Source organism: Flavobacterium sp. LMO6 (assembly GCF_009495795.1).
In the GTDB taxonomy this organism is placed as follows: domain Bacteria; phylum Bacteroidota; class Bacteroidia; order Flavobacteriales; family Flavobacteriaceae; genus Flavobacterium.
The window spans coordinates 103435-116723 of sequence record NZ_WIBH01000007.1 but is presented as its reverse complement, the minus strand read 5'-3'; the positions used below and the strand labels follow the sequence as shown (position 1 = coordinate 116723).

Sequence of the window (13289 nt, the reverse complement as noted above, 5' to 3'; positions counted from 1 at the left end):
TTTTAGATGCTGAAACAAGTTCAGCATGACAAGTTTTTATTTATTCCTCCAATAAAACCTCTAAAATCGTAATCGCCGCTTCGCTAATTTTAGTTCCAGGACCAAAAACCGCTACAGCTCCGGCGTCGAATAAGAATTGATAGTCTTGGTGTGGAATTACACCGCCAACAATGACCATAATATCTTCTCTTCCGTATTTTTTTAGCTCTTCGATTACTTGTGGTACTAAAGTTTTGTGTCCGGCTGCTAAAGAAGAAACGCCTAAAATGTGTACGTCATTTTCAACCGCTTGTTTCGCAGCTTCTTGTGGCGTTTGGAATAATGGGCCAATGTCTACGTCAAAACCTACGTCGGCATAACCTGTTGCTACTACTTTTGCACCACGATCGTGACCGTCTTGTCCCATTTTCGCAATCATAATACGAGGACGACGACCTTCTTTCTTCGCGAAAGCATCGGCTAATTGTTTTGCTTTTTCAAAACTTTCATCGTTCTTAATTTCTTTACTATACACGCCGCTAAAACTTCTAATTTGTGCTTTATATCTTCCAAAAACTACTTCTAAAGCATCACTAATTTCACCTAATGTAGCTCTGTTTCGTGCTGCTTCTACTGCTAAAGATAGTAAATTTTCACCACCATTTTTAGCGCTTTCGGTTAATTTTGCTAAACATTCGGTAACTTTAGCGTTATCACGAGTGGCTTTGATTTGTTCTAAACGTTCAATTTGTTGTTTGCGCACCATTTGGTTATCCACATCCAAAATATGTAACGGATCTTCTTTTTCCAAACGGTATTTGTTCACCCCAACAATAATATCTTGACTGCTGTCAATACGTGCTTGTTTGCGTGCTGCAGCTTCTTCAATTCGTAGTTTAGGAATACCAGCTTCAATGGCTTTTGTCATGCCGCCAAGAGTTTCTACTTCTTCAATTAAAGCCCAAGCTTTTTCAGCAATTTCTGCTGTTAAACTTTCTACATAATAACTTCCTGCCCAAGGGTCAACCGTTTTACAGATTTTAGTTTCTTCCTGTAAAAAGATTTGGGTATTACGAGCAATTCGAGCTGAGAAATCGGTTGGTAAAGCAATTGCTTCGTCCAAAGCATTGGTGTGTAATGATTGGGTTCCTCCAAAGGCTGCTGCAGCAGCTTCAATCGCAGTTCGAGCCACATTATTAAAAGGATCTTGCTCCGTTAAACTCCAACCCGAAGTTTGGCAATGTGTTCTTAAAGCTAATGATTTTTCGTCTTTTGGATGGAATTGTTTCAATAGTTTTGCCCAAAGCATACGGCCGGCACGCATTTTAGCAATTTCCATAAAATGATTCATTCCAATCGCCCAGAAAAACGAAAGGCGAGGAGCAAAAGTATCAATATCCATTCCAGCAGCTAAACCGGTGCGAATGTATTCCAAACCATCTGCTAAAGTGTACGCTAATTCAATATCTGCAGTAGCCCCGGCTTCTTGCATGTGGTAACCCGAAATCGAAATCGAATTGAATTTTGGCATATTTTTACTCGTATATTCGAAAATATCCGCAATAATTTTCATAGAAGGCGTTGGTGGATAAATATAGGTATTTCGCACCATGAATTCCTTCAAAATATCATTCTGAATTGTTCCTGACAATAGGTTAGGAGCAACGCCTTGTTCTTCCGCAGCCACGATGTAGAATGCCATAATGGGTAAAACCGCACCATTCATAGTCATCGAAACCGACATTTCACCTAACGGAATTTGGTCGAAAAGTACTTTCATATCTTCCACCGAATCGATGGCAACTCCAGCTTTTCCAACGTCACCAACCACTCGTTCGTGGTCAGAATCGTAACCTCTGTGCGTAGCTAAATCAAAGGCAACTGATAAGCCTTTTTGTCCAGCCGCTAAATTTCTTCTGTAAAAAGCATTACTTTCTTCCGCTGTTGAAAATCCGGCATATTGACGAATCGTCCATGGTCTGCGAACGTACATAGTTGCATAAGGTCCGCGTAAATTTGGTGCAAAACCAGCAGCAAAACCAATATGTTCTAAATTGGAAATATCTTCTTTAGAATAGGTTGACTTTAACTCAATTCCTTCTGCAGTGGTAAATGAGTTTAAAGTTTGGAGTTTAGAGTTTGGAGAAACTTCTAACTTCTGACTTTTAACTTTTAACTTTAAATGTTGTATATCTTTTCTCATAGTTATAAAACTATTTTGGGTATTTTTTGGTGCTTCTAGATGTATGAAAGCAACTTAATATTTTTATTTCTTTATTGTATTCGTCAATTTCAAAAATTAATATAAAAGGAAAAACTTTTAGAGGAATCGACCTATATGATTTATATTTAATTTGGAAATGAGGATTTATACTTAAAACTTTGTATGCTTCTTCAAGTTCTTCCAAAAATCTGACCACAATTTCAATAGTTATAGCTTCATAAAAGTCGGTAATTTTTTCAATATCATTATTTGCTAATGGCGAAACAATAACCTTATATTCCATATTTTTTCTTCAATCTGTTTATTGATTCTTCTCCTGAAATGAAGTCTTCTTTTGGTTGATTGGCTCTAAAATCCAATAACTTTTTATCTTCGTCAGATAAAGTATTATCATCAAATTCAATTCCAACTGAAGGATTCTTTAAATAATTTTCGGTTCGTTCTCTAACTTCATCAATTTGCCATTGTGGAATTTGATATTCCTTAGAAGTTGGAAGAATTATCACTTCTACTTCTTCTGCATTGAAATCTTCAGGTAAAGTGATGTTTACTTGATGATTTTTTACTTTTACAAATCTTCTAATTGCTTCCATGGTCTTCTTTTTCTGAAAGTTACGAAATTATTCCGAAGCTAATCTTTCTTGTTCTAATTTTTCAGCCAAACGTTTTTCGATAATCGGTGTGATTAGCGTTTTTCTAGCGTTTTGTTTTACAAATGGAAATAATTCCAAATCGTTTTTCATTTGGTCGTTTTTGTTTGGATACTTGTTAGTTCCTAACAAAACTTCTTTGCCTGAATCAAAAAGCTCTTGTTCTTTTTGTGCGCTCTCGTTAATTTTTCTTTGAATCGTTCCATCGATTAATTGCGAAATCAAACCGCCGTTTTTCTCGATATCTTTAAATAATTCTAAGGCTTTCTCGGCTAATTGTTCCGTTAACGTTTCAATGTAATAAGCGCCATCAGCAGGATTGTTTACCTTATCAAAATAACTTTCATGTTTTAAAACTAACAATTGGTTTCTTGCAATTCGATCTCCAAATTCATTGTCTTTATGATATAAAGCATCGTATGCTAAATTGGCAACTCCGTTTGTTCCGCCTAGTATAGCAGCCATACATTCTGTTGTAGTTCGTAACATGTTTACGTTGTAATCGTATATCGTTTTGTTACGTTTTGTGGGAGTTGCGATGATATGACAATCGAAATTATGATTGTATTCTGATGCTAATGTATTGAATAAAAGACGTAAGGCTCTTAGTTTTGCTATTTCGAAAAAATAATTCGTTCCAACAGCGACTTCAATTGTAATAGGTTGATTGATTGCTGAAATTCTATTGAAATATTCGTTTGCATGTGCTAAAGTGTATGCCAATTGCTGAATCATATTTGCACCAGCATTTTGATAAATTCCGCTAGAAATAGTTAAAAAAGGAATTGCTATTTTAGTTGCAATATTCTTTAGCTTATCAAAATCTTTTTCAAGGTTTTCAAACCAATTTCCTTCTTTTACTAATTGTCCTATTGGGTCAATTTGAATGGATATGTTGGCCTTGTTTTTTGAAGCAAAATCATTGATTTTGGATACGAAATCGATTGATAGAAAAGGCAAATTAAAGTAATAGATTACTTTTTCTAAGGGAAGATTTTGCATCAAATCATCAATAGAAATTGTTTCGTTTTCAATTGTAAAACGAATACTTTCTGCTCCTCTTTTTAGCGTGTCAATTGCACGTGAATTTGATTTTTGTATATCATGTACAAAAATATTTTGCACAATTGCAAAAGGATCTGAAGGAATAATTGCATTTAAATTTACTTCCGATTCATCGTTATGATAAAACGGTTTTACTTTTATGCCTTCTGGACTTTCCCAAACAAGAGTTTCGTTGTAATCGGCTCCTTTTAGTTCAAATTGAATTTGTTGTTTCCATTGTTTGGTGGAAATAAAATCAAATTCTGAAAATAGTTTATGATTAGTCACGAATTATATATTTAATTGTTACTATTTGTTTTTTCTCGAAATGTTTCGGTAGAATCTTTTTTATTGTCTTCAAAGTCAATAATATAGATATCTTCGTTTTCACGCTTCATATAATATTTTTCACGAGCATATTTTTCAACTCTATCATCATTTTTTAGATGTTTGATACTCGTACTGTCTTTTTTTATTTCGTTTTTATAATAATTAATGTTGTCTTCAATTTCATTAATTTCTTTATCTAAAACACGATGTTCTAAATAGGAATAATTATCAAAAAACATCATCCAAATCCCAAAAAGAATTAATACCAAAATATACCGATTCACTAAAAATTTTAGGAACGGATATTTGGAAATTAAATTTTTGAGTTTTTTCATAATTATGCAATTCTTTGGTTAATTACAGCTCTAACAACATCAATAGCTACTGTATTGTATTTGTCATTAGGAATTATAATGTCTGCAAAAGCTTTTGTAGGTTCGATAAATTGTTCGTGCATAGGTTTTAAAGTGTTTTGATAACGATTTAAAACTTCCTCCATATCTCTTCCACGTTCTGCAATATCACGTTTTAATCTTCGTATTAATCTTTCATCAGAATCGGCATGCACGTAAACTTTAATATCGAACATATCTCTTAATTCAGGATTGGTTAGAATTAAGATACCTTCAACGATCATTACTTTTCTTGGATGTGTGATAATTTTATCATCTGTTCTATCGTGAGTTACAAAAGAATAAACGGGTTGTTCAATAGTGTGACCTGCTTTTAGTTCTTTTAAATGAGCAACTAAAAGTTCAAAATCGATAGCTCTTGGATGATCAAAATTGATTTTGGTACGTTCTTCATAGCTTAAATGATGTGTTTCTTTATAATAAGAATCTTGAGAGATAATACCCACTTCTGAAGAAGGTAACTCGTTCATAATCTGATGTACAACTGTTGTTTTACCACTTCCGGTACCGCCGGCAATTCCTATAATAAGCATAAAGATTCTAAAGTTGATTATTTTAGCAAAAATAGAAATAATATTCTAGGTCTTTTTTGTTTTGATAAGAAAGTTTTTGGAATAAGTGCTAAAAAAATATAGGTTATTGATGTTAAATAATTTATTTTAAAAAAAATAATTGATTTTTTTGATACAATAGAAATTAGTTATATATTTGCACTCGCTAATACGGGGTGTAGCGTAGCCCGGTTATCGCGCCTGCTTTGGGAGCAGGAGGCCGCAGGTTCGAATCCTGCCACCCCGACGAAACCTTCTTGTTTACTCAAGGAGGTTTTTTTATTGTTAAAAACTATACGTTTATAATTAATTCTAATCTATTTTTAAGAATTATTTTTAATTAAAAACTTACATTTGCTATTCTTAAAAGATTATAAGTTATGTCAGATACAATTGAAAAAGTAAAATGTTTAATAATTGGTTCAGGACCTGCAGGATACACTGCAGCTATATATGCAGCAAGAGCAAATATGAATCCTGTTTTATATCAAGGACAACAACCAGGCGGACAATTAACAACTACAAATGAAGTTGAAAATTTTCCAGGATATCCTGAAGGAGTAACCGGACCTGAAATGATGGTTCAGTTACAAGAGCAAGCAAAACGTTTTGGCTCTGATATTCGTGATGGATGGGCTACAAAAGTTGATTTTTCTGGAGCTATTCATAAAGTGTGGATTAATGATACTATTGAAATTCATGCGGAAACAGTAATTATTTCAACTGGAGCTTCTGCAAAATATTTAGGATTAGAATCGGAGCAACATTACTTAAAACTAGGTGGTGGTGTTTCTGCTTGTGCGGTTTGCGACGGATTTTTCTATAGAAATCAGGAAGTTGTAATCGTTGGAGCAGGAGACAGCGCGTGTGAAGAAGCACATTACCTTTCTAAATTATGTAAAAAAGTAACGATGTTGGTTCGTAGCGATAAATTTAGAGCTTCTAAAATTATGGCTGAACGTGTACAAAAAACAGAAAACATCGAAATTTTAATGCATACTGAAACCGAAGAAGTTTTAGGTGACGGACAAGTGGTAACTGGTGTAAGAGCTAAAAATAGAGCAACTGGAGAAGTAAAAGAAATTCCAGCAACAGGATTTTTCGTAGCGATTGGGCATAAACCAAATACAGATATTTTTGCGGATTATATTACGTTAGATGAAACCGGTTACATTGTAAATGTTCCAGGAAGTTCAAAAACAAATGTAGCTGGTGTTTTTGTAGCAGGTGATGCTGCAGATCATGTGTATCGTCAGGCTATTACAGCTGCAGGAACAGGTTGTATGGCAGCTTTAGATGCAGAACGTTATATGGCGGCAAAAGAGTAATTCCAATACTATAAAAACCAAAAGCTCCTATTGAAAAATAGGAGCTTTTTATTTAAAAATCCAATCTTTATTTACAAATATAGCGCTAAGAAATAACATCGTTAAACTTGTTAAATAGTATATTAAAACAATAAATATAGATTCGATTGTTTTGGATCTAGGATTTATTTTTGTGTACGCATTGTAAATTTTTTCATAATTTTTATTGTAAGAGTATTTCAAGATAATTAATCCTCCCAAAATAGTTAACAAAATGATTTCTAAGATTTCGTTTTTTAATTTAAATAAAATAAAAAGTGATTGAATATTAAACATGAAACATAGAAATACAAATAATAAAGATATTATTAAAGGATTGTCTCTGTTGGCTTTCGATTTTAAAGCTAGTGAATAAATGTTTACAAATAAATGATTATAAATCATGCAAAAAATAATTAGTATATCTAATTTAATAATAATTTGTTTTAAAACAACAAAAAGCTCCTAGTTTCCACCAAGAGCTTTTAAAATTTTAAAACTATCTACTAATAGTAGCTGTATCTTCTTACTTTAGCAATGTATTTTGCTAAACGTATAACCTGGTGGCTATAACCATATTCGTTATCGTACCAAACATACATTACAATGTTTTTTCCGTCTCCAGAAACAATAGTTGCGTTACTATCAAAAATAGCAGGAGCTGATGTTCCTACAATATCCGAAGATACTAACTCGTTGTTTAAAGAGTATTTAATTTGCTCTACAAGATCACCTTCTAAAGCGTATTTTTTCATAATGTTGTTTACTTCTTCAATAGAAGTGTTTTTTTCAACTTCTAAATTCAATACTACTAATGAACCATTTGGAACTGGCACACGAATTGCATTTGAAGTTAATTTTCCAGCTAATGCAGGTAATGCTTTTGCAACAGCACTTCCGGCACCAGTTTCGGTAATAACCATGTTTAAAGCAGCAGCACGACCTCTACGGTATTTTTTGTGCATGTTATCTACTAAGTTTTGGTCATTTGTATAAGCGTGAATTGTTTCTAAATGTCCTTTTACAACACCTAAAGTATCTTCAACAGCTTTTAAAACAGGTGTAATAGCATTTGTTGTACACGAAGCTGCAGAGAAAATATTTACTTCATCTGGATTATAATCTTCATGATTTACTCCGTAAACAATATTAGGAACTCCTTTTCCAGGTGCTGTTAATAAAACTTTATCAGCTCCTTTAGAAGTTAAATGACGTTTTAATGCTTCTTCTGTAGTGAATGCTCCTGTATTATCAATTACTAATGCATCTTCAATGCCATATGCTGTATAATCAATTTCTTCTGGAGAATTAGCTGTAATGATATGAACGGTTGTTCCATTAATTATTAAAGCATTATTTTCTGGATCAGCAATTACAGAACCTGGAAAATCACCATGAACAGAATCGTAACGCAATAATGAAGCTCTTTTTTCTAATAAAACGGCATCATTTTTATCTCTAGTTACAATCGCTCTTAAGCGTAATTGTTGTCCTTTTCCAATTTTAGACATGATTTCACGAGCTAATAAACGACCAATTCTACCAAAACCATAAAGAACCACATCTTTTGGTTTTATTTCTTGAAAGTTTTTAGCATTTTTTAATTTGTCAATTACAAAGGCTTTTGCATCATTGTATTTGTCATCTTCTAAATGATATTCGTAAGTTAATTTTCCAATATCAATTCTTGAAGGTGGTAAATCTAAATCTACAATTGCACTTGCAATTTCAACAGAGTCGAAAACGTTAATAGGTTTTTCAACAAAAGCACCAGCATATTCGTGTAAGTTGATAATTTCACTTACGTTTTTGTCAATCAATTGATTGCGGAATAGAACCAATTCAATTGATTTGTCATACCATAAATCACTGATAATTTTAATGAATTCTACACCAGCTTTTCTTCTGTCTGCCTGAAAAGCTAATTCTTTTTCGTATAAAGAGATATTGCTCATGAAATAATTATGTGTTGTTTTGTGGTGCAAAAGTATATATTTCAAACGTTTTCGTAAAATTTATTTTAATTTTTTTTAGTCTTATAAAATGAATTTTTAAATCGCTCTTTTTATTTTGTTTATTTTTCTATTTTTGAAAAAAAATGAAATGAAATTAAAATTCATATATATCTTTTGCCTTTTGTTTTTTGGTTTTGGTTATTCTCAAGATTCAATTCCTAAATATAAGTGGTTAAGAACGGGTTTGGTTTTTGGTTATGCCTCTCAAAATACTTTTATAAATCAAGATTCAGATTATACTTATGAAACAAAGTGTATTAAATTTTCTAATCATTTTAATATCTCTAAAAAGAGAAAACATTCATGGGAAATCTTAATTGAGCCAAGTTATTATAGATCCAAACATCAGTTGTTAAATTATTGGTTTATTAGTCATACAGTTGAAAATGGTGATGAACTTAGAGCTAAATTCATGCCTCTAAAATCGATGAATGAATATGTTTTAAATGTAGGAGTTGTATACAGACGATATTTAAATTTAAATTCATCAGTATTTGCAACATTAAACTCGGGTCCAATGTATATTGATACTGATACAGAACGATTAAAGAAAGGATTTGCTTTTAGTGATATATTGACCTTCGGCTATAATTATAGGTTGAAAAATGTATCTTTTGATACAAAATGTGTGTTTAGACATGTTTCAAATGCAGATCTTCAAAAGCCAAATTTTGGACTAAATTCCGTTGGGTTTGAATTTGGAACCTATTTTGAGCTCAATTAAAGAAAAATCGCAACACCTATTAAGTATTGCGATTATATTTAAAAAGAATTTAGTTTGAATTTTACATGATGATACTATACATTTGACCGTTTTTGGAAATGATTTGATATCTTGCTTTTTGGTTTTCTTTTTTTGCCAAATAACTAGACACCGTTTCCATATCTTTTGCCTTGTTGCCATCAATGCTTAAAATTACTGCACCATCTAAAATATCGCTATATTCTGCATATTCAGGATTATTCACTTTTTTAATTTTGATACCTTCCTTTATATTAAATTGTTTTTTATCAGAAGCATCAATGTCTTCAAACTCAATTCCATTGAACTCGTAATTCAAAATTTCTTTTTTGGTTAACTTTACAGGAAGTGTTTTTTGTTTTCCATCTCGTAATACACTTACTTGTATTATATCGTTAGGTCGTTTTGTATTAATATAAGCTGATAATTCAGCAAAACCATTGATTTTTTTATTATCTAATTTTATGATGATATCGCCTTTCATTAAGCCTGCTTTTTCAGCTCCAGAATTTTTTGTCACTTTATTTATGTAATAGCCTTGTGTTTCTTTTATGTCTAATTCTTTTGCAAAGTTTGAATTCAATTCTCCGCCTTCAATTCCTAAAACACCTCGCTGAACGTTTCCAAACTGCATTAAATCTTCTATGATTTTTCTAGTTAAATTTGAAGGAACAGCAAACGAATAACCAGTATAGCTTCCTGTTGGCGAAGAAATCATGGTGTTAATTCCTACTAATTCGCCACGGGTGTTTACTAAGGCACCACCACTATTTCCAGGATTAACTGCAGCATCGGTTTGGATAAAAGATTGAATGCCGTTGTTTGATAAATTTCTAGCTTTTGCCGAAACAATTCCAGCGGTAACAGTAGAATTTAAGTTATACGGATTCCCAACTGCCAAAACCCATTCGCCAACTTTAATAGCATCAGAATCTCCAAAAACCACATAGGGTAATTTTTCATCAGCATCTACTTTTAAAAGCGCAATATCCATTTTAGAATCGGTTCCAACTAATTTAGCCTTGTACGATTTGTTGTCGTTTAATGTAACCTCTAATTCCGTAGCATCTTGAATTACGTGGTTGTTTGTAACAATATAGCCGTCTTCGGTAATAATTACTCCAGAACCTGTACCAATTTGCGTTTGTTCTCTGTCGCCTCTATAACCATACATAAAATCAATAATATTACCAGGAACTTTTGATACACTTACATTTTTTACGTGTACAACTGCGTGAACTGTATTTTCTGCTGCAGCTGTAAAATCTATGTTTTCAGCTCCTAGGCTTACATTTTTAGCGTAATTAGTTGATGCAAGTGTAATTTTGCCTGCGTTATTTGGTTCTAAAAAGAATTTGTAAGCGCCTAATGTTACGGCACCACTAAATAATGATACGAATACTAAACTTCCAAATTTTTTCATGATTTCTATATTTTTGTTTACTCAAAATTAAAATAAAAAATAATTCATAAAATCACTTTAACGCTCGATTAACAATGTTTAACATCTTATTAATAATTTGTACTTTTGTGTAAATTAATTACCATGCAAATTTCATTTTATAAATATCAAGGAACTGGAAACGATTTTGTAATGATTGATAATCGATCTGAATTTTTTCCAAAAAAAGATACTAACTTAATTAAGCAACTTTGTGACAGAAGATTTGGTATTGGTGGTGATGGTTTGATTTTATTGGAAAACCATCCACAATATGATTTTAAAATGGTTTACTATAATTCGGATGGTAATGAAAGTTCGATGTGTGGTAATGGAGGTAGATGCTTGGTTGCATTTGCTAAACAAATCGGTGTTATTGATCATAAAGCAGAGTTTGAAGCGGTTGATGGTTATCATTACGCAACTATAGATGCTAAAGGAATTGTAGCCCTACAAATGAAAGATGTAGATACCGTTAATCAACAAGAAAATTATACTTTTTTAAATACGGGTTCGCCACATCATGTGCAATTGGTAGACAATTTAGTTGAATTGGATATTAAAACAGAAGGCGCTAAAATTCGATATTCTGATTTGTATGGAGATGCAGGTAGTAATGTAAATTTTGTAAGCCAATTAGAAAATGACATTTTTGCTGTTCGCACTTATGAAAGAGGAGTAGAAGATGAAACCTTATCTTGTGGAACAGGTGTAACAGCAGTTGCTATTGCCATGCATCAAACCGGAAAAACAAGTAATAATATTATAGATTTGAATGTTGAAGGCGGAAAATTAAAAGTGCAATTTGATGTTGATAAGGGAAATTATACCAATGTTTTCTTAATTGGACCTGCTACTTTTGTTTTTGAAGGTAAAATTGATTTAGAATTTTGATTGAAGAGTAACGATTTTTGATTTTTGAACTTGTATTTGAACTTGTATTTGAACTTGTAATTGATAATGATAACATTAAAAGGAACTAATATATACCTACGCGCACTCGAACCTGAAGATTTGGATTTTATCTATGCCATAGAAAATAACGAATCGGTGTGGGAAGTGAGCAATACACAAACACCATATAGTCGTTTTTTAATTCGTCAGTATTTAGAAAATGCACATCAAGATATTTATGAAGCCAAACAATTACGTTTAGCCATTTGTTTAACTGGTAGTTTTGAAACAATCGGATTAATCGATTTGTTCGATTTTGATCCTAAAAATAATAGAGCTGGTGTTGGTATTGTTATTTCAAATGAAACGAATCGAAATTCAGGAATTGGTTCAGAATCATTACAACTTGTTATTAATTATGCTTTTCATCATTTGCAATTACATCAATTATATGCAAATATTGGGAGTAATAATGAAATTAGTATAGCTCTTTTTACTAAATTTGGCTTTGAAAAAATAGGAGTTAAAAAAGATTGGAATAAAATGAACAATCAATATGAAGATGAAATTTTATATCAATTAATCAATAAATACTAAAACTGCACCCCTTGAACGTAAAAAAACTTATTTCAATAGTAGCTGTAGCTGGGATAGTAATAGCAACTATATTAGGAACATTTGTTTATTTTAAAGCATTTACTGCTAATACCCAATTTGCACAAGATGAGGTGTTTGTTTATGTGCCAACCGATGCTTCCTATGAAGAGGTAAAAGAAATGTTATCTCCTTTATTAAAAGATATTGATAAATTTGATTTTGTTGCGACCTCAAGAAATTACGCTACGAATATAAAATCAGGCAAGTTTTTGTTGAAAAAAAACATGACTAGTTTTGATATTGTTAGAAGTTTACGTCTAAATGTTCCTGTTAAAGTAGCATTTAACAATCAAGAAACTTTAGGTAAATTAGTTCAACGTTTGGCTACTCAATTAGAACCAGATAGTTTAAAGTTAGAAGTAGCGTTTACAAATACCCCATTTTTAGAAGAAAATGGTTTAACAGAAGAAACGGTTTTAGCTCTTTTTATACCCAATACATATGAATTTTATTGGAATACAACGGCCGAAAAAATTGCTAAAAAATTATCAAAAGAGTATCGAGTTTTCTGGAATAACGAACGTTTAGAAAAAGCAAAAGCTAAAAATTTAACCCCTATTCAAGTGTATATCTTAGCTTCTATTGTTCATAAAGAAACGGCTAAAGTAGATGAAAGACCAACGGTGGCTGGTGTTTACTTAAATCGTTTGATCCAAGATATGCCACTTCAGGCAGATCCTACGGTTATTTATGCAATTAAAAAACGTTCTGGCGATTTTGATCAAGAAATTAAACGAGTTTTTTACAACGATTTACGAATAAATTCACCTTACAATACGTATATTAACAAAGGTTTGCCTCCTGGTCCAATTGCTATGCCAGATGTTTCAGCTATTGATGCTGTTTTAAATGCAGAAAATCACGATTATATTTATTTTTGTGCCAATCCAGATAAACCAGGTTATCATGCTTTTGCTTCTAGTTATGAAGCGCATCAAGTTAATGCCAAAAAATATGCAGATTGGGTAAGTAAATTGGGAATTAACAGATAATTTTAAGCGAA

13 protein-coding genes and 1 tRNA gene are annotated in these 13289 nt (G+C 32.1%); 6 read left to right on the top strand and 8 right to left on the bottom strand.

Features of this window, described 5'->3' with window-relative positions:
• Positions 1–40 precede the first annotated feature (40 nt).
• The 6 genes from scpA to udk are packed head-to-tail and all read right to left on the bottom strand — an operon-like array spanning position 41 to position 5173.
• Entirely contained in the window at positions 41–2182 is a 2142-nt protein-coding gene (gene scpA, locus GFJ99_RS08920) for a methylmalonyl-CoA mutase (protein ID WP_153208410.1), read from the bottom strand.
• Positions 2183–2192: 10 nt separating this feature from the next.
• Positions 2193–2486, bottom strand: coding sequence for a type II toxin-antitoxin system RelE/ParE family toxin (locus tag GFJ99_RS08915; protein ID WP_008256661.1), 294 nt, complete (start codon positions 2484–2486; stop codon positions 2193–2195).
• The gene (locus GFJ99_RS08910) at positions 2476–2796 is read right to left on the bottom strand and encodes a hypothetical protein (protein ID WP_008256662.1); all 321 of its coding nucleotides are present in this window, start codon (positions 2794–2796) and stop codon (positions 2476–2478) included. The genes GFJ99_RS08915 and GFJ99_RS08910 overlap by 11 nt, the downstream gene beginning before the upstream one ends.
• A 27-nt stretch (positions 2797–2823) precedes the next feature.
• Positions 2824–4185, bottom strand: a complete 1362-nt coding sequence (locus tag GFJ99_RS08905; RefSeq protein ID WP_162523959.1) for a methylmalonyl-CoA mutase subunit beta — start codon at positions 4183–4185, stop codon at positions 2824–2826.
• Between the two features lie 11 nt (positions 4186–4196).
• Positions 4197–4562, bottom strand: coding sequence for a septum formation initiator family protein (locus GFJ99_RS08900; protein WP_153208409.1), 366 nt, complete (start codon positions 4560–4562; stop codon positions 4197–4199).
• Positions 4563–4564: 2 nt separating this feature from the next.
• Entirely contained in the window at positions 4565–5173 is a 609-nt protein-coding gene (udk, locus tag GFJ99_RS08895) for a uridine kinase (RefSeq protein WP_008256668.1), read from the bottom strand.
• A gap of 190 nt (positions 5174–5363) precedes the next feature.
• Here udk and GFJ99_RS08890 point away from each other — a divergent pair.
• Both GFJ99_RS08890 and trxB read left to right on the top strand, forming a co-directional pair.
• Positions 5364–5438 (top strand) — tRNA-Pro (locus tag GFJ99_RS08890).
• A gap of 133 nt (positions 5439–5571) precedes the next feature.
• Positions 5572–6519: a thioredoxin-disulfide reductase gene (gene trxB, locus GFJ99_RS08885; protein WP_153208408.1), complete on the top strand. Its 948-nt coding sequence runs from the start codon at positions 5572–5574 to the stop codon at positions 6517–6519.
• A 524-nt stretch (positions 6520–7043) separates the two neighbouring features.
• On the opposite strand, the gene GFJ99_RS08880 is transcribed toward trxB, so the two are convergent.
• Positions 7044–8492, bottom strand: a complete 1449-nt coding sequence (locus GFJ99_RS08880; protein WP_153208407.1) for a glyceraldehyde-3-phosphate dehydrogenase — start codon at positions 8490–8492, stop codon at positions 7044–7046.
• Between the two features lie 148 nt (positions 8493–8640).
• Here GFJ99_RS08880 and GFJ99_RS08875 point away from each other — a divergent pair, with 148 nt between their 5' ends.
• Complete coding sequence (locus tag GFJ99_RS08875) at positions 8641–9276, top strand: acyloxyacyl hydrolase (RefSeq protein WP_153208406.1); 636 nt, start codon at positions 8641–8643, stop codon at positions 9274–9276.
• A 61-nt stretch (positions 9277–9337) separates the two neighbouring features.
• Here the strand turns inward: GFJ99_RS08875 and GFJ99_RS08870 are convergent, their stop codons facing one another.
• Entirely contained in the window at positions 9338–10717 is a 1380-nt protein-coding gene (locus GFJ99_RS08870) for a Do family serine endopeptidase (RefSeq protein ID WP_153208405.1), read from the bottom strand.
• A gap of 123 nt (positions 10718–10840) precedes the next feature.
• On the opposite strand from GFJ99_RS08870, the gene dapF reads away from it, so the two are divergent.
• From dapF to mltG, 3 genes are all read left to right on the top strand, one after another.
• Positions 10841–11629: a diaminopimelate epimerase gene (gene dapF / locus GFJ99_RS08865; protein ID WP_153208404.1), complete on the top strand. Its 789-nt coding sequence runs from the start codon at positions 10841–10843 to the stop codon at positions 11627–11629.
• Between the two features lie 66 nt (positions 11630–11695).
• Positions 11696–12226 carry a GNAT family N-acetyltransferase gene (locus GFJ99_RS08860; protein ID WP_153208403.1) on the top strand — a complete coding sequence of 177 codons (531 nt, stop codon included), beginning with the start codon at positions 11696–11698 and terminating at the stop codon, positions 12224–12226.
• Between the two features lie 11 nt (positions 12227–12237).
• Positions 12238–13278 (top strand): endolytic transglycosylase MltG, encoded by a 1041-nt coding sequence (gene mltG / locus GFJ99_RS08855; protein WP_153208402.1) that lies wholly within the window; start codon positions 12238–12240, stop codon positions 13276–13278.
• The last annotated feature ends 11 nt before the right edge of the window (positions 13279–13289 follow it).